This is a genomic window from Streptomyces buecherae (assembly GCF_014295035.1).
Lineage (GTDB): Bacteria > Actinomycetota > Actinomycetes > Streptomycetales > Streptomycetaceae > Streptomyces > Streptomyces youssoufiensis.
On the sequence record NZ_CP060404.1, the window covers coordinates 4,119,039 to 4,144,537 of the forward strand.

Here is a 25,499-nt window from a genome sequence, read left to right on the forward strand (position 1 = left end):
CCTCACTGGTAGCAAATCCATAAATGAACATAAAGTAGGGCAATGCGTACCGAGGATGTTCTGGCCACGATCAGGACCGGCCTGTGGCGGTGGGGCAACGCCTCGGCGAAGGTCACCCTCGACGCCGAGGCGGCCCGGCTCCTCGGGCTGCCCGCCGTGCCCGTCACCCTCCCGGAGGCCACGGCCCGCGCCCGGTTCCACCCGGTCGACTGGACCGAGATCAACGGCATCATCAACCTCGCCCTGACCGAGGGCACCCTCGCCGAGGCCAGGCTGCGGGTCGTGGACGAGCACGGCACCGTGCTGCGCACGGTGCGCAGCCGCACCCGGCCCATCGTGCGCGGCGAACACTTCGAGCTGGTCGGCACCCTTGAGGAGGTCCCCGCCCTGGTGCCCGGCACCGCGGCGGCCACCCCCGTCACCGGCGACTGGCGGCGCAACCGCGAGGCGTTCCTGCTGGACGCGGGGCGCGCGCTGGCCGAGGCACAGTCCAGCGCCGAGGTGCTACGGGTCGCCGCGGGGCTCTCCATGCCCGGCTTCACCCCCGACGGCCTCGCGGTCTTCGGCGTCGAGGGCAACCGGATCACCGTCATCGGCCATCAGGGGTACGGGGAGGAGGACGAGGGGCCGTTCTTCGACATGTCGGTGGACAGCGACTTCCCGGCGGCCGAGGCGGTGCGCACCGGCCGCGCGGTCTACCTGCCGACCCCCGAGGACTACCGCCGCCGCTTCCCCGCCGCCTGGGCGATCGCCCAGCCGCTCGGCCGCCACTCGTGGGCCTTCCTGCCGCTGATCGTGGCGGGCAGGACCATCGGCGCCTGGATGGGCGCCTTCAGCCAGCCGGTGTCCTTCACGCCCGACGAGCGCTCGGTGCTCACCACCATCGCCCGGATGTTCGCGCAGGCCCTGTCGCGGGCCAGCCTGCACGACACCGAGCGCGAACTCGCCGACGGCCTCCAGCGCGCGATGCTGCCCGACCGCAGGCCGGAGGTGCCGGGCCTGACCATCGCCGCGCGGTACGTGCCCACCGGCGGCGGACTCCAGGTCGGCGGCGACTGGTACGACGTGATCCCGCTGCCGTCGGGCCGTACGGCGCTGGTCATCGGCGACGTCCAGGGGCACGACGTGCGGGCGGCGGGGCTGATGGGACAGTTGCGGATCGCGCTACGGGCGTACGCCACCGAGGGCCACCACCCGGACGCGGTGCTCTCCCGCGCCTCCCGGTTCTTCGCGAGCCTGACCGACACCGGCGGCCGGGCCCGGGCCGGCAGCGGCCCGCACATCGAGGACGACGACGCCGACCCGCGCTTCGCGACCTGCCTGTACATGGAGGTGGACCCGGCCACCGGCACCCTGGACGTCGCCCGCGCGGGCCACCCGGACCCGGCCATCGCGCACGGCGACGGCACGGTCATGCTCCGCCCGACGGCGGGCGGCCTGCCGCTCGGCGTCGTCCCCGACGCCGACTACCCCACGACGCGGCTCACCCTCGAACCGGACGAGACGCTGCTGGTCTGCACGGACGGCCTGATCGAGACGGGCGGCCACGACCTGCAGACCGGCTGGGAGCGCATCCGCGCGGTCCTCAGCGAACACCTGCGCGACCTGGACGCCCGGGCGGGTGCGGGCGACGCCGCTGGGGGGAGCGCGGAGGCGGGGGCGCGCCCGGGTACGGGGGCATCCCCAGGGGCGGTGGTGGGCCCGGCCGCCGGCGCGGGGACGGGCCCGACCGCCGGCGTGGGGACGGGCGCGGGTGGCGGCGCGGGGGCGGGTGGTGGTGGGGAGCCGGGGGGCGGTGAGGCGCTGGCCGCCGGCGTGCGCGGCGCGGGCGGGGGCGAGCCGCGGTTGCGCAGTCAGGAGGACCTGGACGCGCTCGCCGACGCGCTGTTGCAGGCCGTCCACGGGCCGCCGTCGCACTACCGGACCGGGCCGCTGGCCGACCGCCGCGAGGACGACATCGCCTTCGTCCTGATATCCCGCGGTCTGCCGAGCCCCGAGGCGGCGGGCCCGCGCAGGCGCCGGGCCGCCATCACCGTGGCGCAGGCCCAGCCGGAGCAGATCTCGCAGGCCCGGCTCCAGCTCCGCCAGATGCTGCACGACTGGGCATCGGACGACCAGGTCGAGTCGGCCGTCCTGCTGCTGTCCGAGATGGTCACCAACGTGCTGATGCACACCGACGACGACGCGCTGGTGATCGCCGAGATCAGCGGCGAACCGGGCGCGCGCCGGCTACGGCTCGACGTCGCCGACGCCAGCGACGAACTCCCGCACCGCCGCCACCCGGGCGAACTGGCGTCCTCGGGGCGCGGACTGCTGCTGATGGAGATGCTCGCGGGCTCCTGGGGCGTGGACCCACGGGGCGAGGGCAAGTGCATCTGGGTCGAGCTGCACGAGCCGGCCGCCGAGCCCACCACCGCCCCGGCCACCCACGCCACGAGGGCCGCCACCGTCACGCCGGCCCGTACGCCCACCGCCCCCACCCCCACACCCGAGCCGCCCCCCGCACCGGAACAGCCCTCCGCGCCGGGGCAGCCGCCCTTCCCCGAGCCGGACGCGACGGCGCAGGGCTGAGCGGCGGGGGCCTGAGCGGCGCCGGGCTGAGCGACGGCGGGCGGGCGGCGACGGGAGGCCGGGCGGCAGCGGGAGAGCCGGGCGACGACGCGGGGGCCGGGCGGCCGGAGCGTGTGGTTCCGACGGCGAGCGGGTGCGGCGCGGGCGTCGAACGGGCGGACAGCCGCCGACAGTTGGTCTGGACCTAAGACGGTACGACTCGGGCGCGCCGCCGCGCCAACCGGGCGCGGCACCCGGCGCCCGCCCCCACACACCACCCGCCCACCTGCGCACTCTGGCACCCCCCACACCACATTTCCGGGCCACCGACGAACATCAACGGGCCCGCCCCGCCCCGAGTTGAGCTATTCCTCGCAAGGGACGAGTGGACACGTACGACCGCTGTGCGAGAATTAATGACGCACATCCACGAGCGGACACGCACGACGTTTCACAAACCCTGCGCCCTTATCCGGCACAGGGCGTGGCAATACTTCCCGAACGGCTGCCCATTTCACCGGCCCCGAGGCGAAGGGTTGTTATGAACGACATGCACCGCGGTTCCACCGGCGCCGGCGTCCGCCATTCCCCCGTCATTCCGCCGGCCGAACAACCGTCGCATCGCACGATGCGCGGAATCTTCGGCGAACTCTACGAAAGCGACGCCTGGCGACTGTTTCCCGGAAGCGAGGAAGCGAACGACGACGTCTCGCGTTCGGGCAGCGGATCGAGCCTGACCCAGACCGCCGCCCTACGGCGCGAACTGCCCGACCTGATCTCGCGACTCGGTGTCCGCAGCCTCCTCGACGTACCGTGCGGGGACTTCCACTGGATGTCCCACGTGGAACTCGGCGTGGACACCTACCTCGGGGCCGACGTCGTCCCCGAGGTCGTCGAACGAAACCAACAGCGCTTCGCGCGCCCGGGCCGCGCGTTCCGCGTCCTCGACATCACCCGCAGCCCCCTCCCCCAGGTCGACCTGGTCTTCTCGCGCGACTGCCTGGTCCACTTCAGCGACGCCGACGTACGAGCCGCCCTCGACAACGTGCGGCGCAGCGGCTCGACCTACTTCGCGACGACCACCTTCACCGGCCGGACCAGCAACGCCGCCGACATCGAGACCGGCGGCTGGCGCTCCCTCAACCTGTGCCGCGCGCCCTTCTCGCTCCCCACCCCGCTCCACGTGATCGACGAGCGGTGCACGGAGTACTACGTGACCAGGGAAGACGGAACCGAGGTCGAGCACCACTTCGCCGACAAGTCGATCGGCGTCTGGCGCACCGCCGACCTGTGAGCGCTCCCGGCCTCGGAACACCACGACGTCCATCACGACATTCGGAGCCCTCGAAAGTGCCCTTACGCGATACCCGCATGCCCGGAATCATCGTGGTCAACGAGAGATACTTTCCCGACAGCGAATCCGAGCCGGCACACGTCGGCGCCACCTCCTTCTCCCGTTCCGCACTGCGCTGCCTACAGCACGCCGGACTCTCCGCCGGAGTCATCCTCTACCGGCGGGACGAGAACATTTCCGAGCCGCGTATCGACCTCGTACACCGATCGGGGCTGCGCTGCGCCACGCTCCGCTTCCACTTCGACATGAGCGCGGACGCGGTGAGCCGCGCGATCGCCAACGCGGCGGCGCTACTCCGCGCCGAACACGGATTCAGCGACCAGGCCATGCTCTATTACCAGACGGACGCCCTGCTGGGATTCCACCCGGCCGAACTCGCCTGCTGCGTGACCCACCACGGCCCTTTCGTACACGACTTCATGGACATGTTCTCGGCCCACGAGACGGCGCGGGCGTTCGGCGACGCCGCGAAGGCGCTGCACCTGTTCAAGCACCAGGAGCTGGGCCTCCGCCAGATGCGGTCGAACGGGCGCATGTTCGTACTCCAACACTCGCGACTGCAACGCGAGTACCTGGTGGGCCGGGGCGTCGACGAACAACGCATCCGCGCGGTACGGCCGCCGATAGCGCCGCCCGCGACACCGGGGCCGCTGCGCGACGAGCGCGTCAGAGCCTTCGTCCAGGGCGCTGAGCTGCTGGTCTTCACCGCCGTCGCGCGCCTCGACTACTTCAAGAACGTCGAACTCCTGGTCAGCGGCGCCGTCCAGGCCCGCAAGCGCGGCCTGCCGCTGCGCATCCTGGTCGTCGGCGACGCCCCCGACCACACGGCCGCCCGCGAGGCGCTGCGCGCCCGCGTGCCGAGCGAACACGAGGGGGAGTTCCTGGCGGTCGGCAAGCTCGCCAAGGCCGAGCTGTACGCCCTGTTCCACCTGGCACGCCCGAACGGCGTCTTCGTCTGCTCCTCGCGCTACGAGACGCTGGGCATCACCCCGCTGGAGGCCGCGCTCTCCGGCGTCTGCACCCTGATGGTCGACTCCGACAAGGTGGAGGCGAGCAGGTTCTTCCCCACCGCCCACCACTTCCTCCCCAGCACCGACGGCCTCGCCGACGCCATCGGCCACCTGGCCACCCACCCCTCGGGCCTCGAACGACTCGGCACGGCCCTGCGGGAGACCATCGCCCCCGAGATCTCCGAGGCCAACTTCGCACAGGACACCCTCACCGCCTGGTCCCACTTCTCCCACACGGCCCAGCGACGGGACGCCTGAGAGGGCGGGCGGGGCGGAACCCACCTCCCTGCGTCCGCACGGGCCGCTCACCACCCCCACACCGCCCGCCCCGCTCACCACCCCCACGTCCCGCTAAGGCCGCTCGTACGGCCCCCCAGCCGCGTACGGCCCCGCGTCGCGCCCCTCGGAGCCGCCCCCGCACCCCGTAGCCGTCGCACCCGCGACACCGGGGCCCGCGCCGCCACCAGACCCGCCACCGGGCCCACCACCAGACCCGCCACCACCTCCGCCAGCCCCACCGGACCCACCCGGGTCGCCCGGGCCGCCGTCGCCCGCGCCGGAGTCAGGGGCCTCGCGGCCGTAGTGGTCGCGCAGGTCGGAGACGACGCCGAAGGCCGCGGCGGTGAGGGGGACGGCCAGCAGCATGCCGAGGATGCCGGCCAGGCTGGCGCCCGCCGTGAGGGTGATCATGACGACGGCGGGGTGCATCTGCACCGTGCGGCTCTGCACCACCGGCTGGAGCACGTGCCCCTCAAGGACCTGGACGGCCAGCACCACGCCCAGCGCCCACAGCGCGATCGCGAGGCCGCCGTCGGCGAAGGCGACGAGGACGGCCACCGCGCCGGAGAGGAACGCGCCCAGGTAGGGGATGTAGGCGCCGACGAAGACCAGCGCGCCGAGCCCCACCGCGCCGGGCACGCTCAGCACGAGCAGCCCGATGGTGATGCACACCGCGTCGATGAGCGCGATCACCGTGGTGCCGCGCATGAAGCCCTCGACGGCCTGGAAGGCCCGCCGGGCCACCGCCTCAAGCCGGGGGCCGGTGCCGCGCGGCGCGTACGCGTGCAGGGTGCGCACCGCCCGGTCGGCGTCGCGCAGGAAGAAGAAGGTGAGCAGCAGCGCGAGGAACGCGGCGGCGGCCATCTGGCCGACGACGCTGAGCCCGGAGAGCAACCCGGTCGCCGCCGTACCGCCGAACTTGTCGGCCAGCTCCCGCCCGTTGGAGGCCATGTCCTCCACGGAGTTGCCCGCGATGTCGAAGTCCCCCGACAGGTCCCGGGCCGCGTCCTTGACCGAGGCGACGATCTGGTCGCCGCTGTCCACAAGGGCCTGCACGACGATGTAGACGGCCCCGCCGACGACCGCGAGCAGCGCCAGACAGGTGAGCCCGGCCGCCAGCGAGGCGTTCAGGCGCCTGCGCACCAGCCACCGGTACAGCGGCCCGAGCAGGGCGGAGCCGAGCAGCGCGAGCAGCACGGGCGTGACGGCGGCCTTGAGCACCACCGTGAGCCAGACGACCACCCCGGCCACGGCGGCCATCAGCAGCAGCGCCCCGCACCAGGCGGCGACCCGGCGCACCTCGTACGGCAACAGGGCGGGCTCCGGCGCGCGCGGCGGGGCTGGGCGATCACTGGGCACGCCCCCAGCCCACCACGGGCGCCCCCACACCACCCGTCGACAGCCGCCGCGCGGGTGACGGCCCGTCACGGGTGGGTCAGCGGGCCGCGCGGGCAGGTCGTTCGGCGGCGCCGGCCGCCCCAACGGCCGGCGCCGCCGTCGCATGGCCCGGTGCGTCCGGTGTGAGGCCGCACCCCATCGGACGCCCTGGCCTGGCTCTGGTCCCGGACCGGACGGCCCGGGGGTGGGTCAGGACGCGTACCGCGTCTTACGTGTGGGGCAGGCGCTCGGTCGACGGGATGACGCCCAGCCGGCCCGCCTGGAAGTCGTCGACCGCTTGCTGGAGTTCGGCGCGGGTGTTCATCACGAACGGCCCGTAGTGCGCCATGGGTTCACGGATCGGCTGCCCGCCGAGGAGCAGCACCTCCAGGGCGTTCGATCGGGAGTCCTGCTTCGCGTCCGCGCCGATCGTGAGCGCATCGCCGCTACCGAAGACGGCGGTCTGCCCCAGGCGCACGGGCCGCCGGTCCGTCCCGACGTAGCCGTTTCCAGCGAGCACGTACGCGAGCGCGTTGAAGTCGGGCCGCCACGGAAGGGTCAGCTCGGCTCCGGCACTCACCGTGGCGTGCACCAGCGTGATCGGCGTGTGAGTGATCCCAGGTCCCTCGTTGCCGTCGAGGTCCCCGGCGATCAACCGGACTATGGAACCACCGTCGGCGCTGGTCAGGTACGTGACGCTGCCGCCGCCGATGTCCTGGTAGCGCGGCGCCATCATCTTGTCCTTGGCCGGCAGGTTGACCCACAACTGGATTCCGTGGAACAGCCCGCCGGACATGACGAGTTCTTCGGGCGGAGTCTCGATGTGGAGCAGTCCGGACCCGGCGGTCATCCACTGCGTGTCACCGTCGTTGATGACACCGCCCCCACCGTGGGAGTCCCGGTGGATGAAGCTTCCGTCCATCAGGTACGTGACGGTCTCGAACCCCCGATGCGGGTGCCATGGAGTCCCACGGGGTTCGCCTGCCTCGTAGTTCACCTCACCCATCTGGTCCATCATGATGAACGGGTCGAGGTGCCGGTAGTCGATGCCGGCGAAGGCGCGACGAACGGGGAAGCCCTCCCCCTCCAAGCCGCTCGGGGCGGTACTCACGGTGAGCACAGGGCGAGGCTTCGCGTCCGTAGGGGCGCCGACCCGGGGAAGGGCCAGCGGGTCAGCCGGGGTGATGGCAGGCATGGGAATCTCCGCGTGAGTGAGAAAGGTTTCCGCAGGTCAGAACCGTGATGACGACTTCCCTAGGCCCGACGCACCGGAAAGCCCTCGCCCTCCAGGCCGCTGGGCGCGGTGGTCACGTTCAGCACGGGCCGTGGGCGCGCGGGCTCCTGGCCGGCGCGGGTGGCGGGCGCGGCGACGCGCGGCAGCGTCAGCGGGTTCTCAGCGGTTACGGCGGGCATGACGGCCTCCTCGGTCGTTCCGGATTCAACTTAGTTGAATAGTGAACGACTGGCAAGGCGCGGCCATTCCCTCCCGGAACGCCAGGTGCCACTTTCGGCCACGCCACCCGGGCCGCGTCCCCACCCGCCACACCGCCCCCGGACACGACGAAACCCGGGCCGGGCCGCGCGTACGCGGTCCGGCCCGGGTTCGTCGGGCCAGTGGGGGCGGGGACGCTCGGGCGAGGGGCGGGGCCTCAGCCGTACATCTGCCGCATGGCGTAGTCCACCATCTGCTCCACGGCCTTCGCGTCGAACACCATGCGGTGCTGGCCCTCCATGTCGAGCACGAAGCCGTACCCCGTCGGGAGCAGGTCGAGGACCTCGGCGCCGGTGATCACGAAGTACTTGGACTCCTTGCCGGCGTAGCGGCGCAGCTCCTTGAGCGAGGTGAACATCGGGATCACCGGCTGCTGGGTGTTGTGCAGCGCGAGGAAGCCGGGGTTGTCGCCGCGCGGGCAGTAGACCTTCGAGGTGGAGAAGATCTGCTGGAAGTCCTCGGGCGCCATGGTGCCCGTGGTGAAGGCGCGGACCGCGTCGGCCAGCGACGGGGGCGACGGCTCCGGGTACAGCGGCTGCTCGCCGTACCCCGCGCCCGGCTGACCCTGGTGGCCGTGCTGGCCCTGGTGGCCGTGCGGCGGCTGCTGCGGCGGTGGCGGGGCGGCGTACTGCTGCCCGCCCGCGTTCTGGTCGTAGCCGTACATGTCGTAGAGCGTACTGAGTCACAGTTGGGCTATTGAGGGTTGCCTCTTATTACCGGTGGGTAGCATCATGGCGGTCATCGTTTGAAACGCATACGAGAACCGATCCCACCCCCGGCCGGGCGCCGTCGGCGCCTCGCCGGGTCGAGCCTTACGGAGCCGTCGCCATGGGGCACTACAAGTCGAATCTCCGCGACATCGAGTTCAACCTCTTCGAGGTGCTCGGCCGCGACAAGCTGTACGGCACCGGCCCGTTCGCCGAGATGGACGTCGAGACCGCCAAGAGCGTGCTGTCCGAGATCGCCCGCCTCTCGGAGAACGAGCTGGCCGACTCGTATGCGGACGGCGACCGGACCCCGCCGGTCTTCGACCCGGACACGAACACCGCGCCGCTGCCGGACACCTTCAAGAAGAGCTACCAGGCGTACATGGACGCCGAGTGGTGGCGCCTCGGCCTGCAGGAGGAGCTGGGCGGCACCACCGCGCCGCGCTCGCTGCTCTGGGGCTTCGCCGAGACGATCCTCGGCGCCAACCCGGCGGTGTGGATGTACGCCTCGGGCCCGGCGTTCGCGGGCGTGCTCTTCGAGGAGGGCACCGAGCAGCAGAAGCACATCGCCAAGCTCGCGGTGGACAAGCAGTGGGGCTCCACCATGGTGCTGACCGAGCCGGACGCCGGCTCCGACGTCGGCGCCGGCCGCACCAAGGCCACCCAGCAGGACGACGGCTCCTGGCACATCGAGGGCGTCAAGCGCTTCATCACCTCGGGCGAGCACGACATGTCCGAGAACATCCTGCACTACGTCCTCGCCCGCCCCGAGGGCCACGGCCCGGGCACCAAGGGCCTGTCGCTGTTCCTCGTCCCGAAGTACGAGTTCGACTTCGAGACCGGCGAACTGGGCGAGCGCAACGGCGTCTACGCCACCAACGTCGAGCACAAGATGGGCCTCAAGGCATCCAACACGTGCGAGATGACCTTCGGCGACCGGCACCCCGCCAAGGGCTGGCTGATCGGCGAGAAGCACGACGGCATCCGGCAGATGTTCCGCATCATCGAGTTCGCCCGGATGATGGTCGGCACGAAGGCCATCGCGACCCTGTCCACCGGCTACCTCAACGCCCTGGAGTACGCCAAGGAGCGCGTGCAGGGCCCGGACCTGGCCGCCTTCACGGACAAGACCGCCCCGCGCGTCACCATCACCCACCACCCCGACGTGCGCCGCTCGCTGATGACGCAGAAGGCGTACGCCGAGGGCATGCGCGCCCTGGTGCTGTACACCGCCTCCGTCCAGGACGAGATCCTGGTCAAGGAGACCGCGGGCGAGGACGCCAAGGCGCTGCACGGCCTGAACGACCTGCTGCTGCCGATCGTGAAGGGCTACGGCTCGGAGAAGTCCTACGAGCAGCTCGCCCAGTCGCTCCAGACCTTCGGCGGCTCCGGGTACCTCCAGGAGTACCCGATCGAGCAGTACATCCGGGACGCCAAGATCGACACCCTCTACGAGGGCACCACCGCCATCCAGGGCCAGGACTACTTCTTCCGGAAGATCGTCCGCGACCAGGGCCAGGCGCTGACCACGCTCTCCGACGAGATCAAGAAGTTCCTCGCCGAGGCGGGGGGCGGCGACGAGCTGGCCTCGGCCCGCGAGGAGCTGGCCAAGGCGGCCGTCGACCTGGAGGCCATCGTCAGCGCGATGCTGACCGACCTGGCCGCCACCGAGAAGGATGTCACGTCCATCTACAAGGTCGGCCTCAACACCACCCGGCTGCTGCTCGCCTCCGGTGACGTGATCGTCGGCTACCTGCTGCTGCGCGGCGCCGCGGTGGCGGCGGCCAAGCTGCCCACCGCCACCGCCAAGGACGTGCCCTTCTACCAGGGCAAGGTCGCCGCCGCGAAGTTCTTCGCGCACAACGTGCTGCCGGGCGTGAGCACCCAGCGCGCGCTGGCCGAGTCCATCGACCAGTCCCTGATGGAGCTGGACGAGGCCGCCTTCTAGGTCGCGCCAGGAGCCATCGGCGGGGCCGCGCGCCCCGCGCCCCCGGGGCCGCCACCAGCGGCGCCCCGGGGCACCCAGGCCACTGTCACCCCACGAGACGGGGCCCGCTTCCCACCCCACGGGGAAGCGGGCCCCGTCGGCCGTTTCCGGGCCGGCGCGGGGCCCAGGCGGGGGCCGGGCCGTGGAGGAACCCTGGCGGGGTCGTGGAAGGGCTTTGGCGGGGTCGTGGCGGGGTCGGGCGGGGGCTGGTGGGAGGCTGGCCACCGTCGGGTGCGGCGGGCCGGGACACGGCGGCCGGGCGGGCCGGTCGGGGCGGCGGCACGGTGGGGTGGGGCGTGGCCGAATTCCGCGCGGCCGGTTCGCTGCGATGAGCTGATGATCGGGCGACGCGCCGCGTTCTCGCCTCAGCCCCCCTCGCCGGCATCTTTATGCTGAGGGGCATGAGTAGCCCCGCCCGCTTCGATCGCGGCCACACCGATGATCTGCTGTCCTTCCTCACGGCGAGTCCGTCGCCGTACCACGCGGTGGCCACCGTCGCCGCGCGGCTGGAGAAGGCCGGCTTTCGCCAGGTCGCCGAGGTGGACGCGTGGGACGGCGCGAGCGGCGGGAAGTTCGTGCTGCGCGGGGGCGCGATCATCGCCTGGTACGTGCCCGAGGGCGCGGGACCGGCCACCCCGTTCCGGATCGTCGGCGCGCACACCGACTCGCCCAACCTGCGGGTCAAGCCGATGCCGGACACCGGCTCGTACGGCTGGCGGCAGATCGCCGTCGAGATCTACGGCGGGACGTTGCTCAACACCTGGCTCGACCGCGACCTCGGGCTGAGCGGACGGCTCACCCTGCGCGACGGCGCGCACCGGCTGGTGGCCGTGGACCGGCCGCTGCTGCGGGTGCCGCAGCTCGCCGTGCACCTGGACCGGAGCGTGAACACGGACGGCCTCAAGCTCGACCGGCAGCGCCACCTGACGCCGATCTGGGGCATCGGCGGGGTGCGCGAGGGCGACCTCATCGCGTACATGGCCGAGGAGGCGGGCGTGGCCGCCGACGACGTCGCGGGCTGGGACCTGATGGTGCACAGCGTCGAGCCGCCCGCCTACCTGGGCCGGGACCGCGAGTTGGTGGCCGGCCCGCGCCTGGACAACCTGCTGTCCGTGCACGCCGAGGCCGCCGCGCTGGCCGCCGTCGCCAGCCGCGGCGCCGACCTGCCGCACATCCCGGTGCTCGCCGCCTTCGACCACGAGGAGAACGGCAGCCAGTCCGACACCGGCGCCGACGGCCCGCTGCTCGGCACCGTCCTGGAGCGCTCGGTCTTCGCGCGCGGCGGCTCGTACGAGGACCGGGCCCGCGCGTTCGCCGGCACGGTGTGCCTCTCCTCCGACACCGGGCACGCCGTGCACCCCAACTACGCGGAGCGGCACGAGCCGGGCCACCACCCGATGCCCAACGGCGGCCCGATCCTGAAGGTCAACGTCAACCAGCGGTACGCCACCGACGGCAGCGGGCGCGCGGTGTTCGCCGCCGCCTGCGAGCGGGCCGGGGTGCCGTGGCAGTCCTTCGTCTCCAACAACGCGGTACCGTGCGGCACCACGATCGGTCCCATCACCGCGGCCCGGCACGGCATCGCCACCGTCGACATCGGTGTCGCGATCCTCTCCATGCACTCGGCCCGCGAACTGTGCGGCGCCGACGACCCGTTCCTGCTCGCGAACGTGCTGGCCGCGTTCCTGGAGGGCTGACTTGGAATTCTCACTGCTGGGCCCGGTCGCCGTGCGGACCGCGCACGGTGACCTGCCGCTCGGCCCGGCCAAACGGCGCAGCGTACTGGCCATGCTGCTGCTCCAGGCGAACACCACGGTGCCGGTGGAGCGGCTGATCACCGCGCTGTGGGAGGACGATCCGCCCGAGCACGCCCGCACCGTCGTCCAGGGCCACGTCTCGCGGCTGCGGGCCACGCTCGCGGACGGTGGCGCGCACACCTACGGGGTCGAGCTGACGACGCAGGGTTCGGCATACCTGCTGCGGCTGCCGGCCGAGCGGGTGGACGCGCACCGGTTCGAGGAACTGGTGGCCCGCGCCCGCGAGATGACCGGCTGGCGGGACGCGGCCGGTCGCCCGGGGCAGGGCGCCGGCCCGACCGCCGGCCCGGGCGGGGCGGGCGCGGCGGCCGACGCCGTGCCGATGCTGCGCGAGGCGCTGGGCCTGTGGCGCGGCCCCGCCCTGACCGGCACCGTGACCAGCCCGCCGTACGCGGCGGCGGCGCACGCCCTGGAGGAGCGGCGGCTGTCGGCGGTGGAGGCGCTGGCGTACGCGCACGAGGAGCTAGGGCAGTACGACGTGGCCGCCGCCGTGCTGCACACCGAGGCCGTCGCGCACCCGCTGCGCGAGGGCCTGATCGCGACGCTGATGCGCGCCCTGTACCGGGCGGGCCGGCAGTCGGACGCGCTCGGCTGGTACCACCGCACCCGCGGGCTGCTCAGCGACGAACTCGGCGTGGACCCGGGCGAGGGGCTGCGCCGCGCGTACGAGGAGATCCTGAACGCGGACGCGGCGGTGCCCGCCCAGCGCGCGCCGGGGGGCCAGCGACCCGCCGCGCCCCGTGGCAGGGCGCCGGGCGGCGGCACGGCCGCGGGCCAGGGCCCGGGCGATCCGCGGGTCGGCCGGGCCGCCCCCGCCGCCGAGAGCGGCCCCTACGGCGGCGAGCGGGCCCCGTACGGCGCGGGCGCCCAGGCGGCCCCGGCCACGGCCCAGCCGGCGGCGCGGCCAGGGGCCCAGCCGGGCGCCGGGCCGCACGGTGACGGTGGGTACCCGGCCGGGTCCTACCCGCCGGCCGACGGCGGGCCGGCCGGTGCCGCGTACCCGCCGGCCGAGGCGTACCCGCCGGCACCCCAGCCCCCGGGCGAGGGCGCGGGCGCTGCGGGCGTCGCGGCTCCCGGGGGCCCCGGGGGTTCCGGGAGCGCGGTCGGTGCCGGGCAGCCCGGTGCGTACCCGCCGGGCGGCGGCGACGGGGCGCGGGCCGGGGCGAGCGCGCCGTGGCTGTTGCCCCGGCCGCCCACCCGGTTCCGTGGCCGGCAGGCCGAACTGGAGGCGCTGAGCGCGCTGGTGCGTACGCCGGCGCCGGGCGAGGCGCCCATCGCGCTGATCACCGGTCCGGCCGGGGTCGGCAAGACGGCGTTCGCCGTGCACTGGGCGCACCAGCACGCCGCCGCCTACCCGGACGGGCTGCTCTTCGCGGACCTGCGCGGCTTCGGCGAGCGCGAGGAGGCCCCGCCCGTCGAGGTGTTGCGGGACTTCCTGCTGGCCCTCGGCACGCCGCCGGACCGCATCCCGGGATCGCCGGAGAGCGCCGCGGCGCTGTACCGGTCCCGGGTCGCCGGGCGGCGGCTGCTGGTCGTCCTCGACAACGCGCGCAGCTCCGCGCAGGTGCGGCCGTTGCTGCCGGGCGGCGGTCAGGGCGCGGACTCGGCCTGCGTGACGCTGGTGACCAGCCGCAGCCGGCTCGACGGCCTGGTGGCCACCGACGCCGCGCGGCCGGTGCCGTTGCAGGCGCTGACCCCGCAGGACGGCGTGGACCTGTTGACGGCCATGCTCGGCGGCGACCGGGTCGCCGACGATCCGGACGCCGCGCGGGAGTTGGTGGACCTGTGCGACGGGCTGCCGCTCGCGCTGCGGGCCGCCTCCGCGCAGCTCACCGCGCGGCCGAGGTGGCGGCTCGGCCGGCTGGCCTCGGCGCTCCGGGACGAGCAGCGGCGGCTGGCCCTGTTGTCGGCCGAGGACACCGGCATCGCCGCCGCGCTGCGGATGTCGGTGGCCCGGCTCTCGGCGGACGACGCGCGGCTGTTGGCCGCGCTCGGTTCGGGGTTCGACCGGCACGTGGAGGCCACGGCGGTGGCGGCGTTCGCCGGCTCCGACCCGGACGTGACGCTGGACGGTCTCGACCGGCTCGCCGAGATGCACCTGGTCGACGAGGAGGCCACCGGCCGCTACACGATGAGCGACCTGGTCAAGCTGTTCGCCAGGGACGGCAAGACGAGCGGCGGCCAGCCCCGGCCGCCGGGCACGCCCCCGGCCGCACCCCCGCCGCCCGGGTCGCCGCCCTCGTCCGGGCCGCCGCCGGAGAGCGGAGGCTAACGCACCACTGTCCGCGCGGAATCGAACACAGCGGGGCCGCCCCTGGGGGCGGCCCCGTCGCGCGTCTGGGCGTTGGTGGGTGTGGGTGAGCGGTGCCCACGGCGGTCAATTACCCCGCAGAGAGGGTCGTTTGTGCTGGCCAGGTTGCTAACGCGGGCCTGTTAGGCAGGGGTTAGCAGCACGGCAACGGCCCCCGGCAGGCTTGAGCCATACCAACCGACCACCGCTCCTGGGGGGACCAGAACATGTCGCACACCACCGCCACCGCCAGCAAGACCGCCCGCGCCGCCCGCACCGGCCGCCTCCGCGGCAACGCGGTGCGCATCACCGCCGCCACGGTCACCGCGCTCGCCGCGCTGACGCTGACCGCCTGCGGCTCCGACGACAGTTCCGGCACCAAGACGGAGGGCAAGGCCGACTCCACCCCGTCGCTGGAGGCGGCGGCGAAGGACGCGAACGCCAAGAACGGCGCCGACAGCGGTGCCGACACGGACGGCAAGGGCGACTCCCCGGTCGGTCAGGGAAGCGGCACGGGCGGCGCGGACAGCGCGGGCGGCACGGACAGCGCCGGCCAGGACGCCACGGAGACCGGCGGCAAGGGCCCGGGCGTCGAGGGCGCCAAGGAGCAGCCGACCGACACCACCTCCGACGCCGGCGCGGACGGCGAGGACGGCGGCCCGACCGACAAGCCCTGCACGGTCGCGGACACCCGGATCACGCTGGAGCACACGGGCGGCACGATCCCCGCGATCACCCTGAAGCTCACCAACACCGGCTCCACCGCCTGCAACGCGTACCACGTCCCGCTCATCGGCTACCCGGACGCGCAGGCGCCGCTCGCGGTGGGCGGGGACAAGCCGCACGCCGTGCGGACGGTGGCGCCCGGCGAGAGCACGACCGCCACCATCGGCCTCGGCAGCGAGGACGGCTCCACCCCGCACCGCGAGAAGCAGCTCACGGTCACCCTCGTGGACGCCGACAACCAGCCCCTGTCGGGCGAGGCGACCGTCTCCGCGCCGGCCGGTGCCGGACTCCTCCTCGACGACGACTCCTCGGTCACCTACTGGGGCACCGGCCTGGACTCCCTGTAAGCACCCACCGCGGGGCGCCTGACCCACGCCCCGCGCTCCCGTCAGCCGACGGACCCGGCGCCACGCGCCGGACCCGAGCCGGCGGAGACGGGCCCACCGGCACACCCCCGAAGCCGTCGCCCCGTCGTCCGCCCGAAGGCCCGCCCCGAGATCCGGGGCGGGCCTTCGTCACGTCGTCGCTCGACGTCACATCGGGGGCATGAGCACCGAGTCGACGATGTGCACGGTGGCGTTGGAGGTCCGCACGTCACCGCAGACCACGGTGGAGCTGTCGTTGACCTTGAAGCTCTCGCCCGATCCCGCGGTGGTCAGCGGGCTCTTGGCCAGCGTCGGGTACGAGCCCTTGGCCAGCTTCTCCGGCGGCAGCGGCTGGCCGACGACGTGGTAGGTCAGCACCTTCTTCAGCATGGCCTTGTCGCTCATCACCTTGTCCAGGTCGGCCTTCGGGATCTTGGCGAAGGCGTCGTTGGTGGGGGCGAAGACGGTGATGTTCTCGGCGCTGTTCAACGTCTCGACCAGGCCGGCCTTCTGCACGGCCGAGACGAGGGTGGACAGCTCCGGGTTGTTGGACGCCGCGGTGGCGACCGGGTCCTTGGCCATGCCGTCGAAGCTGCCGGAGCCCTCATCGGGGACCGAGGCACAGGCCGGGCCGAACGGCTTGGCCATGGCGTTGTCGGCCGAGCCCGTCTCCTCCTGCGGCGCGCCGGGCTTCTCCTTCGCCGACGCGGAGCTGTCCGCACCGCTGTCCTTGTCCTTGTCGCCGCCGTCGTCCGAGCACGCGGTCAGCGTCAGCGGCAGCGCCGCCGCCGCCACGAGGGCGAGCGCGAGACGGCCGGTGCGGCGGGTGCGGAGGGTGGTGCGCATGGTGGTGCTCCTTCGGGAGGTTGCGGGGATGTCGGGCGCGGTCGTCGGGGGCGGACGGGTGCCGGTTCGTGGGGCCGCCGTCTCCGGGGCCCGGCCGCCGTGCCCCGGAAACGGCGGGTTCGCGTCGCGCACCGGAGGGCGCCGTGGCCGTCCGGTGTGCGGCGGGAGTGGTCTTCGGTGAGCCGTCACACTCGCTATTCGGAGCGCCGCCCCGGGCGGATTGGCCGTTCTTCCGAAAGAGTGGGACCGGGCCGCCCGCCGGGCCGTACGCCCCCCGGGCCGCGCCGTACGCCCCCGCGCCGCCGCGCGCTCCCCCCGCGTCCGTCGCGGCGCGGACGGGACCAATCCGGAGCGCCGACGGCTACGAACAGACAGCGGGCCCGCGACAGCGGGCGGCCGACCACGGAAAGGGCGACATCGTGCGAGAACCCGTACGCATCGGCGGCACCGCCGGGCACGGGCCTGGCCTCACGGAGTTGTTGGAACGGGTCGCCCAGGGCGACCAGGAAGCCTTCGCCCACGTCTACGACGCCGTCGCGGGGCCCGTGCTGGGCCTGGTACGCCGGGTGCTGTGTGACCCCGCGCAGTCGGAGGAGGTCACCCAGGAGGTGCTGGTCGAGGTCTGGCGGACCGCGGCCCGCTTCCAGGCTGACCGGGGCTCCGCGATGACCTGGGTGATGACGCTCGCCCACCGCCGTGCCGTGGACCGGGTCCGCTCGGCCCAGGCCCGGGTGGACCGCGAGGAACGGGTCGCCCGGCTCGACCACACCCCCGCCTTCGACGACGTGACCGAACAGGTCGAGAGCCGACTGGAGCGGGAACAGGTACGCCGTTGCCTCGGCGGCCTCACCGAGCGGCAGCGGCAGGCGGTGACCCTCGCCTACTACCGGGGCCTGACCTACCGTGAGGTGGCGGAGCTGCTGAAGCTGCCGCTGGGCACCATCAAGACGAGGATGCGGGACGGGCTCATCCGTCTCCGCGACTGCCTGGGAGGCACCGCATGAACGCCGCGGACCTGCACACGCTGACCGGCGCCTACGCCCTGCACGCCCTGCCCGAGCCGGAGCGCGCGCGCTTCGAACGCCACCTGGCGGACTGCGCGGCCTGTGCGCGGGAGGTCCGCGAGTTCGCCGGGACGGCCACCCGGCTCGGTCTGGCCGCCTCGCTCGTCCCGCCTCCCGCGATGCGCGAACGCGTGCTGCGCGGCATCACCGCCGTACGCCAGGTGCCGCCCGACGACCCCCGGCGGGCGTCGGGCGGCGGGCGCGGCGCGACGTGGTTCGCCCGGCGCGCGACACACCTGGCGCTGGCGGCCTGCGTGACCGTGGCGGCCGGCCTGGGCGGCGTCGCGGTCTGGCAGCACCACGAGGCCGAGCAGGCCCGCGACGGCGCCGAACGGGTCCAGCGGCAGGCGCGGGCGCTGGCCCGGGTGCTCGCGGCGCCGGACGCCGCCATGACCAGCGGCCGGATCGAGGACGGCGGCGTCGCCACCGTCGTCGCCTCCCGCTCCCAGGACCGGGCCGCCGTGATCGCCGACGCCCGGCGGCTGCCGGCGGACAGGGTCTACCAGATGTGGTTCGACGACGGCGGGGTCATGCGCCCGGCCGGGCTGCTGGGTCGTGGCGGCACCGGCACCAGTGCCGTCATGAGCGGTGCCGTGGACGGCGCGCGCGGCATGGGCATCACCGTGGAGCCCGCGGGCGGCTCGCCACGCCCGACGACCGAGCCGGTGGCGGCGTTGGAACTGCCCGGCTAGCGCCCGGCACGCACGCGCGCGGCGCGGATGTCGGCCCGGTCGGGGCCGACATCCGCGCCGTCGTGTTGATGGGGTCAGTCGTGTTGGTGGGGTCAGCCGGGTTAGGGAGGCCAGCCGACTCAGTGGGGGGCGGCCGAGCGGGCCCGCCGCCCGGCCGCCGGTCGGATCAGCCGAAGGTGAAGGCGTACGCCTCGATCCCCGGAGCGGGGCGCACCTCAAGGCGGGCCCGGTGCGCGTCGTCCTCGTCGACGAGCGTGTGGAGCGTGGGGGTCCCGTCGACCTGGATCGTCCGGGTGAGCCTGCCGTCCACCAGGACCTCCACCGGACCCTGACCGGCGAGGACCAGATGGACCTTCCTGGCCCGGTAGTCCAGGGCGATCCGCGCCCCCGGGCCCGCGGTGAAGTGCTCGTACCCGGCCGTCCAGGTGCCGCCCAGGGCGACCGCGTCGCGGGGCAGGTCGGCGGGGAGGCGGTACCGCTTGGCCTTGTCCGCCGCCAGCGGATCACCGGCGTAACGGTCGATGCGGTGGGTGCTCAGGTACGTCTCGGGGGTGCGGTCCTCGGTGAGGTCGTCGGTGCGGCCCGTCGTCGCGGCGGGCAGCCGCGCACCGGGGTCGGCCTGCCGGAGGAGGTCGCGGATCAGGCCCTCGGTCTGCTCGTACTTGCCCTCACCGAAGCGGAAGTAGCGGACGGTGCCGGCGGAGTCGATGAGGTACTTCGCGGGCCAGTACCGGTTGCGGTAGTTGTCCCAGGTAGCGAGCTTGTTGTCGAGGGCCACCGGGTAGTCGATGCCCATCTTCCGCGTCTGGTCGGCGACGTTCGACGCGTTCTTCTCGAACGCGAACTCGGGTGAGTGCACCCCGATCACCCGCAGCCCCGCGTCGCGGTAGGCGCGGTCCCACGCCTTGATGTGCGGCAGGCTGCGCTGGCAGTTGACGCACGAGTAGGTCCAGAAGTCGATGAGGACGACCTTGCCGCGCAGCGCCTCCAGCCTCACCGGCCGTCCCTGCGGGGTGTTGAGCCACGTGGTGATGCCCTTGAGGCTCGGGGCCCTGCCGCAGGAGCGCAGCTCGTCGACGCCGTCCTCGCACCGGGAGAGTTCCTTGTTCTCCTTGCCGTAGAGGCCGGAGAGCTTCTGCCGGGCGGTGTCGCTGTCCTCGATGCCGCGCCGCGCGGAGGCCGTGTAGTCGGGCAGGGAGCGCTGGATGGCGGCGGTGACGTCGAAGGCCAGCGCGGCGGCCAGCACGATCATCACGGTGCCCGCCGCGATCCGCAGGCCACGGGCGCGGGTGCGGAAGGCGGCGACGCGCTCGGAGACCCGGCGCCCGGCGAGCGCGAAGGCCAACAGTGGAATGGCGGTGCCGACGGCGAAGGAGACGGTCAGCGCGACGATGTCGACACTGATCCGGCCGCGCGCCCCGGCGACGGTGATCGCCGCGAGGACCGGGCCCGCGCAGGGCACGTACAGCAGCCCGAGGCCCGCCCCGAGCGCGAACGCGCTGCCCTCCTTGCCCACCTGGCGCTGCGGGATGCGCGCGAACGGGCGCTCCAACAGGCTCTCCACCCGGGGGAAGACCAGCCCGAGGCCGATGAGGACCAGCAGCGTCAGGCCGACGTAACGCAGGATGTCGTCGGGCAGCCCCAGCGCGGAGATCAGCGTCACGCCGAGCAGGGCGAAGAAGCTGAAACTGACGACGAGGCCCGCCACGACGGCGTACGGCCGCCGGTTCCGGGTCCGCCGGGCCGTCCCCGGGTCCCCTTCCTGGCCCGCGTCGGCGGTGGCGACCGCGCCCCCCGCGCGCCCGCCCACCCCGGCCGCCCGACCGCGCGCCCTCGCGCGCCGGGCGCCGCCCGGTGGTGGCTCCTGCCCGCCCGGTCCGCCGGCCAGGAAGACGACGGGCAGGACCGGCAGGATGCACGGCGAGACCGCCGTGATGAGACCTCCCAGCAGTCCGATCAGGATCAAGGTGAGCACGGGGTCCGCCCTTCGGTCAGGAGACCGGTGGGCCCGGACTCCTCACCTGTACTTCGCGGCTGACGGGCCCGCGGATTGGCACGGCCGCCCGGCGCCGGACTCCGCGCCTGACTCCCGCGCCACGCGCCGCACCGGACACGCGTCAGCCCGGGCGCGACCTCTCGGCGCGTGCCCGGGCTTCCTCGTCCTGCCGCTCCGCCGCCCCCCGCGCGGGGGCTCCGCTACTCCGCGTCCGGACCCGACTCCGCGTCCAGGCCCGCCAGGACCAGCGGCAGCCGGTCCGCGCCGGCCGGTGTGACGCGGACCGGGACGCCCCAGTCCTGCTGGTGGACGTGGCAGGCCGGGTAGGCGATGTCGGGGGCGTCGTCGCAGGAGGCGGCCATCGCCGAGACGTGCAGGACGCCCTCGCTGACGCCGTCGGCCAGCCGCAGCTCGCGGCTGAGGTCCGCGCCCGCGCCCGCCCCGTCGATCAGCAGCTCCGGCGGGGTCGCGCTGACCAGCAGCCGGGTGGACGGGCCGTACCGGGTGTCCAGCTTCTGGCCGGTCGGGGCCTGGAAGACCACGTCGAGCCGGAGCGTGCCCGGGGCGACCTCGGTGGCCGCGCGCCGCGTGCGGTGCGCGACGGACTCGACGCGCACCGCCTCCTCGGGCAGCCGCAGCCGGGTCAGTCGGTGCCGGGCGGACTCGACCACCACGATGTCGTCCCCGACCAGCACCGCGCCCGACGGCTCGCGCAGGTCGGTCGCCAGCGTGCTGACCTCGCCGGTGGCCGGGTCGTAGCGGCGCAGCGCCTTGTTGTACGTGTCGCTGACGGCGACGCTGCCGTCGCGCAGCGCGGTGACGCCCAGCGGGTGCTGGAACAGCGCCTGCTCGGCCGGGCCGTCGCGGTGGCCGAAGTCGAAGAGGCCGGTGCCGACGGCGGTGCGCACCACGAAGGCGTCCGCCGCGTCGGCCGTCTCTGAAGCGTCCGTCGCGTCCACCGCGTCCACCGCGTCCACCGCGTCCGCCCCGCCCGCCGCGTCGGCCGCCCGCGGGTCGCGCTCGACGTAGCGCAGGGCGGAGGTCTCCGAGTCGGCGATCCACAGCCGGTCGGCGGTGGCGGCGAGGCCGGACGGCTGGGCGAACCACGCCTGCTCGGCCGGCCCGTCCACCAGGCCCTCGTTGGTGGTGCCGGCGGCGGCCCGGACGGTGCCGGCGACCGGGTCGTACGTCCACAACTGGTGGACGCCGGCCATGGCGATCCACAGCCGGTCGGCGAAGTAGGCCACGTCCCACGGCGAGGACAGGTCCACCTCGCGGGCCGGGCCGGAGGTCGGCGCGCCCTGCCACCACTGGCGGCCGGTGCCGGCGATGGTCTCGACGGTGCCGGTGGCCGGGTCGAAGGTGCGCAGGGCGTGGTTGACGGTGTCGGCGACGACCACCCGCTGGCTGCCGTCGGGGCCTGCCGGCAGCAGCGCGAGGCCCTGCGGCTCGTTGAACCTGGCGGTCCGCGCGTCCCCGTCGGCCAGGCCGCGCTCGCCGCTGCCGATCCGCCGCACCACGGTCTCGCCGTCGGGGGCCAGCTCCACCAGGGCGTGCCGGGTGGAGTCGGAGACCAGCAGGTTGCCGCCGGGGAGCTGGATGACCTTGCCGGGGAAGCGCAGGTCGCCGGGGACGGGCTCGGGCTCGACGTACGGGCCGGCGCCGCGCCGCAGCGTGCCCTTCGCCTCGTGGGTGGCCTCCAGCTCCTCCACGAGCCGCTCGATCGCGTGCGCGTGGCCCTCGCCGGCGTGCTGTGCCACCACGTACCCCTCGGGGTCGATGACGACGAGGGTGGGCCAGGCGCGGACCGCGTACTGCTTCCAGGTGGCGAGGTCGGGGTCGTCCAGGACGGGGTGGCGCACCTCGTACCGCTCGGTGGCGTCCACGACGGCCTGGTGCTCGGCCTCGTGCACGAACTTCGGCGAGTGCACGCCGACGATCACCACGGTGTCCCGGTGCTTCTCCTCAAGCTCGCGCAGCTCGTCGAGCACGTGCAGGCAGTTGACGCAACAGAACGTCCAAAAATCCAGGATGACGATGCGTCCTCGCAGGTCAGCGAGGGTCAGGTCGCTGCCGCCGGTGTTCAGCCAGCCGCCCGCACCGATCAGTTCGGGGGCCCTTACGCGCGCACGTGAAGCCATGTCCCCATCCAACAGCACCGGCCCCGCGCGCATTCCCCGGCCCCACCGTCCCCACCGGTCACCGCCGGCCCCGGCGTCCCGCAGCCACGGGCCCGCGTTCCGGCGGCGGTCAGGCGCGCAGCAGCCGACCCCGCGCGTCGGTCTTGTCGTCGCTGGCGAGCAGCACGATGCCGTCGACCAGGCCCCACACCAGCAGCCCGCCGCAGGTGACGAGCTGGGCGACGGCCATGCCGACGTGCCCGGTGTAGAACCGGCCGGCGCCCACCCAGCCGAAGAGGATCTGCAGCACGCCGGCGATCACCCGTGACTTGTCGGAGTACGGCCGGCCGTACGGGTCGTACCCGTGGGGCGCGTCGGGGACTGGGACGTGCCCGCCGAGCTGTTGCGGGTAGCCGCCGTAGACCGGCTGGGCGATGTTCAGCGGCGGGTAGCCGTAGCTGGGCTGGCCCTGGGCGCTGTGCGGGTAGCCGTAACCGGGTTGCCCCTGGGGCGTCGCGTACGGGTTCGGCCCGCTGGGGGCGGCGTACGGGCCCGGCCCGCCCTGCTGGCCGTACGGGTTCGCGCCGCCCTGACCGCCGTACGGGTCCGGGCCGCCCTGTCCGCCGTAGGGGTTCTGGCCGCCCTGTCCGCCCTGGGGCGTGCCGTACGGATTCGCGTGCGTCATGGCGTTACCCCCCGAGGTCGGTCGCGGTGGTGGCGCACGGCCCGCGCCGGGCGCCGCTCGGTCTGTGCTGGTCTCCCATCCTGTCAGCCCGGGCCGGCTTCCGCCGCTGCCACCTCGGCCACCTCGGCCACAGGAGGAACGGGACGATAGGGCTGCCGCCCGGTGGACCGGGCAAGGGCCTAGCGGGCGCCCAACACCCGGTCGCGCAGGGCCGGGAAGTCCGCCCGGGTGCGCGCCACCCGGGACAGGTCCAGGTCGACCGTGAGCACCGACTCCGTCGCGTCCGCCTCGGCCAGCACCTCGCCCCACGGGTCCACGACGATGCTGTGGCCCGCCTGCGGGACGCCCCCGTTCGTACCGGCCGAGCCGCAGGCCAGCACGTACGCCTGGTTCTCCACCGCGCGGGCGCGGGCCAGCAGCGTCCAGTGCTCGCGGCGCCGCTCGGGCCAACCGGCGGGGATCACCAGCAGTTCGGCGCCCGCGTCCACCAGGAGCCGGAACAGCTCGGGAAAGCGCAGGTCGTAACAGGTCGCCAGGCCGATGGTGGTCTCCGGCAGGGCCGCCGTGACCACCTCGGTGCCGGCGCCCATCAGCACCGCCTCGCCCTTGTCGAAGCCGAACCGGTGGATCTTGCGGTACGTGCGCACCAGCGCGCCCGACGGGTCGAAGACGAGCGAGGTGTTGAACAGCGTCGCGCCGTCGTCGGTGGTGGGTTGGCCCTCGGCCGCGGGCGCCCGCTCCACGATCGACCCGGCGTGCAGCCAGACGCCGGCGTCGCGGGCCGCGGCCGACATGGCCGTGGCCGTCGGCCCGTCAAGGGCCTCGGCCCGCGGCGCGAACTCCCGGTAGGCGAAGGCCCCCACGGTCCACAGCTCGGGGAGCACGACGAGGTCCGCGCCGGTTTGCCGGTGGGTGTCCCGTACGAAGGTGGCCGCACGCTCTCGCCGGGATTCCACCGGCTCGTCCGGGTCCACACCGATCTGGATCAGTGAAGCGCGCACATTACCACCGCTCTCGACGATCGAGCTGTCCAACCGGGCCTACGATCAGTCTGGAAAGCACTGCCGGGGTGCCCGTGCGCAGCGTAACTTAACTGCCAAACAGCACCCAGCCCGCGTACGAACCGCCCGAGGGGTCCCGTGACCGTCCATCCCAGCCTGCAACCTGCCATCGACGCATGGACGCACTCCATCGAAGCGATATCCGAGTTGGTGAACCCCCTCGTCGAGGGGGAGTGGAACCGGGCCACCGAGTGCCCGGGATGGTCGGTGCGTGACGTCGTCTCACACGTCATCGGCTTCGAGTGCGAAATGCTCGGCGACCCGCGCCCGATACACAGCCTGCCGCGCGATCTCTACCACGTGAACAGCGAGTTCGCGCGGTACGTGGAGGTCCAGGTCGACGTGCGGCGCTGCCACACCGCGCCCGAGATGACCTCCGAACTGGAGTACACGATCATCCGCCGCTCGCGGCAGTTGCGGAACGAGAAGCGCGATCCGGAGACCCTCGTGCGCAGCCCGGTCGGCGAGGTCACCCTCTCCCGGGCGCTGACCACCCGCGCCCTGGACGTGTGGGTGCACGAACAGGACCTGCGCCGGGCCCTCGACCAGCCCGGCAACCTGGACTCGCCCGGCGCGCACATCACCCGCGACGTGCTGCTCAAGGGCCTGCCCGGGGTGGTCGCGCAGCGCGCGAAGGCGCCCGCCAACGCGGCCGTGGTCTTCGACGTGACGGGCCCGCTGGAGTTCATGCGCACGGTGCGGGTGGACGCGGACGGCAACGGCAAGCTCGACGCCAGCGTCTCGCTCGGCCCCGCGGTGACGATCAGCCTGGACTGGGAGACCTACCTGCGGCTCGCGGCCGGCCGGGTGCGCCACACGGCGGTGGCCGACAAGGTGAAGATCGACGGCGACCGGCCGCTCGCGGAAGCGATCCTGGCCAACTTCGCCATCACGCCGTAGCCGGTACGCCCCGGCACCACCGACCCACCCGCCGTAACGTTTCGCGAACCCTCCGTCACGACCCGACGCTTGTGCCCGCGGCCACGGGGTGTCCCCCGCCCCCGTGCGCGGGCACGCGGGCGGCGTGCGACGCGGCGACCGCGACGTGCGAACACGCCGCGCGGCGCACGCGGACGCGGAC

At 73.8% G+C, this 25,499-nt stretch carries 19 protein-coding genes; 10 read left to right on the forward strand and 9 right to left on the reverse strand.

Annotation, left to right across the window (positions count from 1 at the left end; all coding sequences use genetic code 11):
* Positions 1-42 precede the first annotated feature (42 nt).
* The 3 genes from H7H31_RS15755 to H7H31_RS15765 all read left to right on the forward strand — a co-directional run bounded on the left by H7H31_RS15755 (position 43) and on the right by H7H31_RS15765 (position 5,172).
* Positions 43-2,571 carry an ATP-binding SpoIIE family protein phosphatase gene (locus H7H31_RS15755; protein ID WP_187117941.1) on the forward strand — a complete coding sequence of 843 codons (2,529 nt, stop codon included), beginning with the start codon at positions 43-45 and terminating at the stop codon, positions 2,569-2,571.
* 607 nt (positions 2,572-3,178) lie between these two features.
* On the forward strand, positions 3,179-3,844 hold the full coding sequence (locus H7H31_RS15760) for a class I SAM-dependent methyltransferase (protein ID WP_187059744.1): 666 nt from the start codon (positions 3,179-3,181) through the stop codon (positions 3,842-3,844).
* A 77-nt stretch (positions 3,845-3,921) separates the two neighbouring features.
* Complete coding sequence (locus H7H31_RS15765; protein ID WP_187059745.1) at positions 3,922-5,172, forward strand: glycosyltransferase family 4 protein; 1,251 nt, start codon at positions 3,922-3,924, stop codon at positions 5,170-5,172.
* 93 nt (positions 5,173-5,265) lie between these two features.
* Here the strand turns inward: H7H31_RS15765 and H7H31_RS15770 are convergent, their stop codons facing one another.
* The 4 genes from H7H31_RS15770 to H7H31_RS15785 form a co-directional block, all read right to left on the reverse strand.
* A complete protein-coding gene (locus H7H31_RS15770) occupies positions 5,266-6,552 on the reverse strand; it encodes an AI-2E family transporter (protein WP_372455947.1) in 1,287 nt (428 codons plus the stop codon).
* 247 nt (positions 6,553-6,799) lie between these two features.
* Entirely contained in the window at positions 6,800-7,765 is a 966-nt protein-coding gene (locus tag H7H31_RS15775) for a pirin family protein (RefSeq protein ID WP_187060467.1), read from the reverse strand.
* A 59-nt stretch (positions 7,766-7,824) separates the two neighbouring features.
* The gene (locus H7H31_RS15780; protein ID WP_187060470.1) at positions 7,825-7,983 is read right to left on the reverse strand and encodes a hypothetical protein; all 159 of its coding nucleotides are present in this window, start codon (positions 7,981-7,983) and stop codon (positions 7,825-7,827) included.
* Positions 7,984-8,219: 236 nt separating this feature from the next.
* Positions 8,220-8,726 carry an SseB family protein gene (locus H7H31_RS15785; RefSeq protein WP_176162994.1) on the reverse strand — a complete coding sequence of 169 codons (507 nt, stop codon included), beginning with the start codon at positions 8,724-8,726 and terminating at the stop codon, positions 8,220-8,222.
* A 164-nt stretch (positions 8,727-8,890) separates the two neighbouring features.
* On the opposite strand from H7H31_RS15785, the gene H7H31_RS15790 reads away from it, so the two are divergent.
* From H7H31_RS15790 to H7H31_RS15810, 4 genes are all read left to right on the forward strand, one after another.
* Entirely contained in the window at positions 8,891-10,717 is a 1,827-nt protein-coding gene (locus H7H31_RS15790) for an acyl-CoA dehydrogenase (RefSeq protein WP_187060468.1), read from the forward strand.
* A gap of 440 nt (positions 10,718-11,157) precedes the next feature.
* Positions 11,158-12,453 (forward strand): M18 family aminopeptidase, encoded by a 1,296-nt coding sequence (locus H7H31_RS15795; protein WP_187061321.1) that lies wholly within the window; start codon positions 11,158-11,160, stop codon positions 12,451-12,453.
* Between the two features lies 1 nt (position 12,454).
* Positions 12,455-14,845 carry an AfsR/SARP family transcriptional regulator gene (locus H7H31_RS15805; protein WP_232109889.1) on the forward strand — a complete coding sequence of 797 codons (2,391 nt, stop codon included), beginning with the start codon at positions 12,455-12,457 and terminating at the stop codon, positions 14,843-14,845.
* Positions 14,846-15,090: 245 nt separating this feature from the next.
* Positions 15,091-15,936 (forward strand): DUF4232 domain-containing protein, encoded by an 846-nt coding sequence (locus H7H31_RS15810; protein ID WP_187061322.1) that lies wholly within the window; start codon positions 15,091-15,093, stop codon positions 15,934-15,936.
* A gap of 186 nt (positions 15,937-16,122) precedes the next feature.
* Here H7H31_RS15810 and H7H31_RS15815 read toward each other — a convergent pair whose 3' ends face one another.
* Positions 16,123-16,800 carry a fasciclin domain-containing protein gene (locus H7H31_RS15815; protein WP_187061323.1) on the reverse strand — a complete coding sequence of 226 codons (678 nt, stop codon included), beginning with the start codon at positions 16,798-16,800 and terminating at the stop codon, positions 16,123-16,125.
* 419 nt (positions 16,801-17,219) lie between these two features.
* Here H7H31_RS15815 and H7H31_RS15820 point away from each other — a divergent pair, with 419 nt between their 5' ends.
* A complete protein-coding gene (locus H7H31_RS15820) occupies positions 17,220-17,804 on the forward strand; it encodes a sigma-70 family RNA polymerase sigma factor (protein ID WP_187061324.1) in 585 nt (194 codons plus the stop codon).
* Complete coding sequence (locus H7H31_RS15825; RefSeq protein ID WP_187061325.1) at positions 17,801-18,556, forward strand: anti-sigma factor; 756 nt, start codon at positions 17,801-17,803, stop codon at positions 18,554-18,556. Before H7H31_RS15820 ends, H7H31_RS15825 begins: the two co-directional genes overlap by 4 nt.
* A 166-nt stretch (positions 18,557-18,722) precedes the next feature.
* Here H7H31_RS15825 and H7H31_RS15830 read toward each other — a convergent pair whose 3' ends face one another.
* The 4 genes from H7H31_RS15830 to H7H31_RS15845 form a co-directional block, all read right to left on the reverse strand.
* Positions 18,723-20,531, reverse strand: coding sequence for a cytochrome c biogenesis protein DipZ (locus H7H31_RS15830; protein ID WP_187117942.1), 1,809 nt, complete (start codon positions 20,529-20,531; stop codon positions 18,723-18,725).
* A gap of 221 nt (positions 20,532-20,752) precedes the next feature.
* On the reverse strand, positions 20,753-22,693 hold the full coding sequence (locus tag H7H31_RS15835) for an NHL domain-containing thioredoxin family protein (protein WP_187060823.1): 1,941 nt from the start codon (positions 22,691-22,693) through the stop codon (positions 20,753-20,755).
* A gap of 109 nt (positions 22,694-22,802) precedes the next feature.
* On the reverse strand, positions 22,803-23,357 hold the full coding sequence (locus H7H31_RS15840; RefSeq protein ID WP_187060824.1) for a TM2 domain-containing protein: 555 nt from the start codon (positions 23,355-23,357) through the stop codon (positions 22,803-22,805).
* 179 nt (positions 23,358-23,536) lie between these two features.
* Positions 23,537-24,358 (reverse strand): carbon-nitrogen family hydrolase, encoded by an 822-nt coding sequence (locus H7H31_RS15845; RefSeq protein WP_187060825.1) that lies wholly within the window; start codon positions 24,356-24,358, stop codon positions 23,537-23,539.
* 138 nt (positions 24,359-24,496) lie between these two features.
* On the opposite strand from H7H31_RS15845, the gene H7H31_RS15850 reads away from it, so the two are divergent.
* On the forward strand, positions 24,497-25,318 hold the full coding sequence (locus tag H7H31_RS15850) for a maleylpyruvate isomerase family mycothiol-dependent enzyme (protein WP_187060826.1): 822 nt from the start codon (positions 24,497-24,499) through the stop codon (positions 25,316-25,318).
* Positions 25,319-25,499 lie beyond the last annotated feature (181 nt).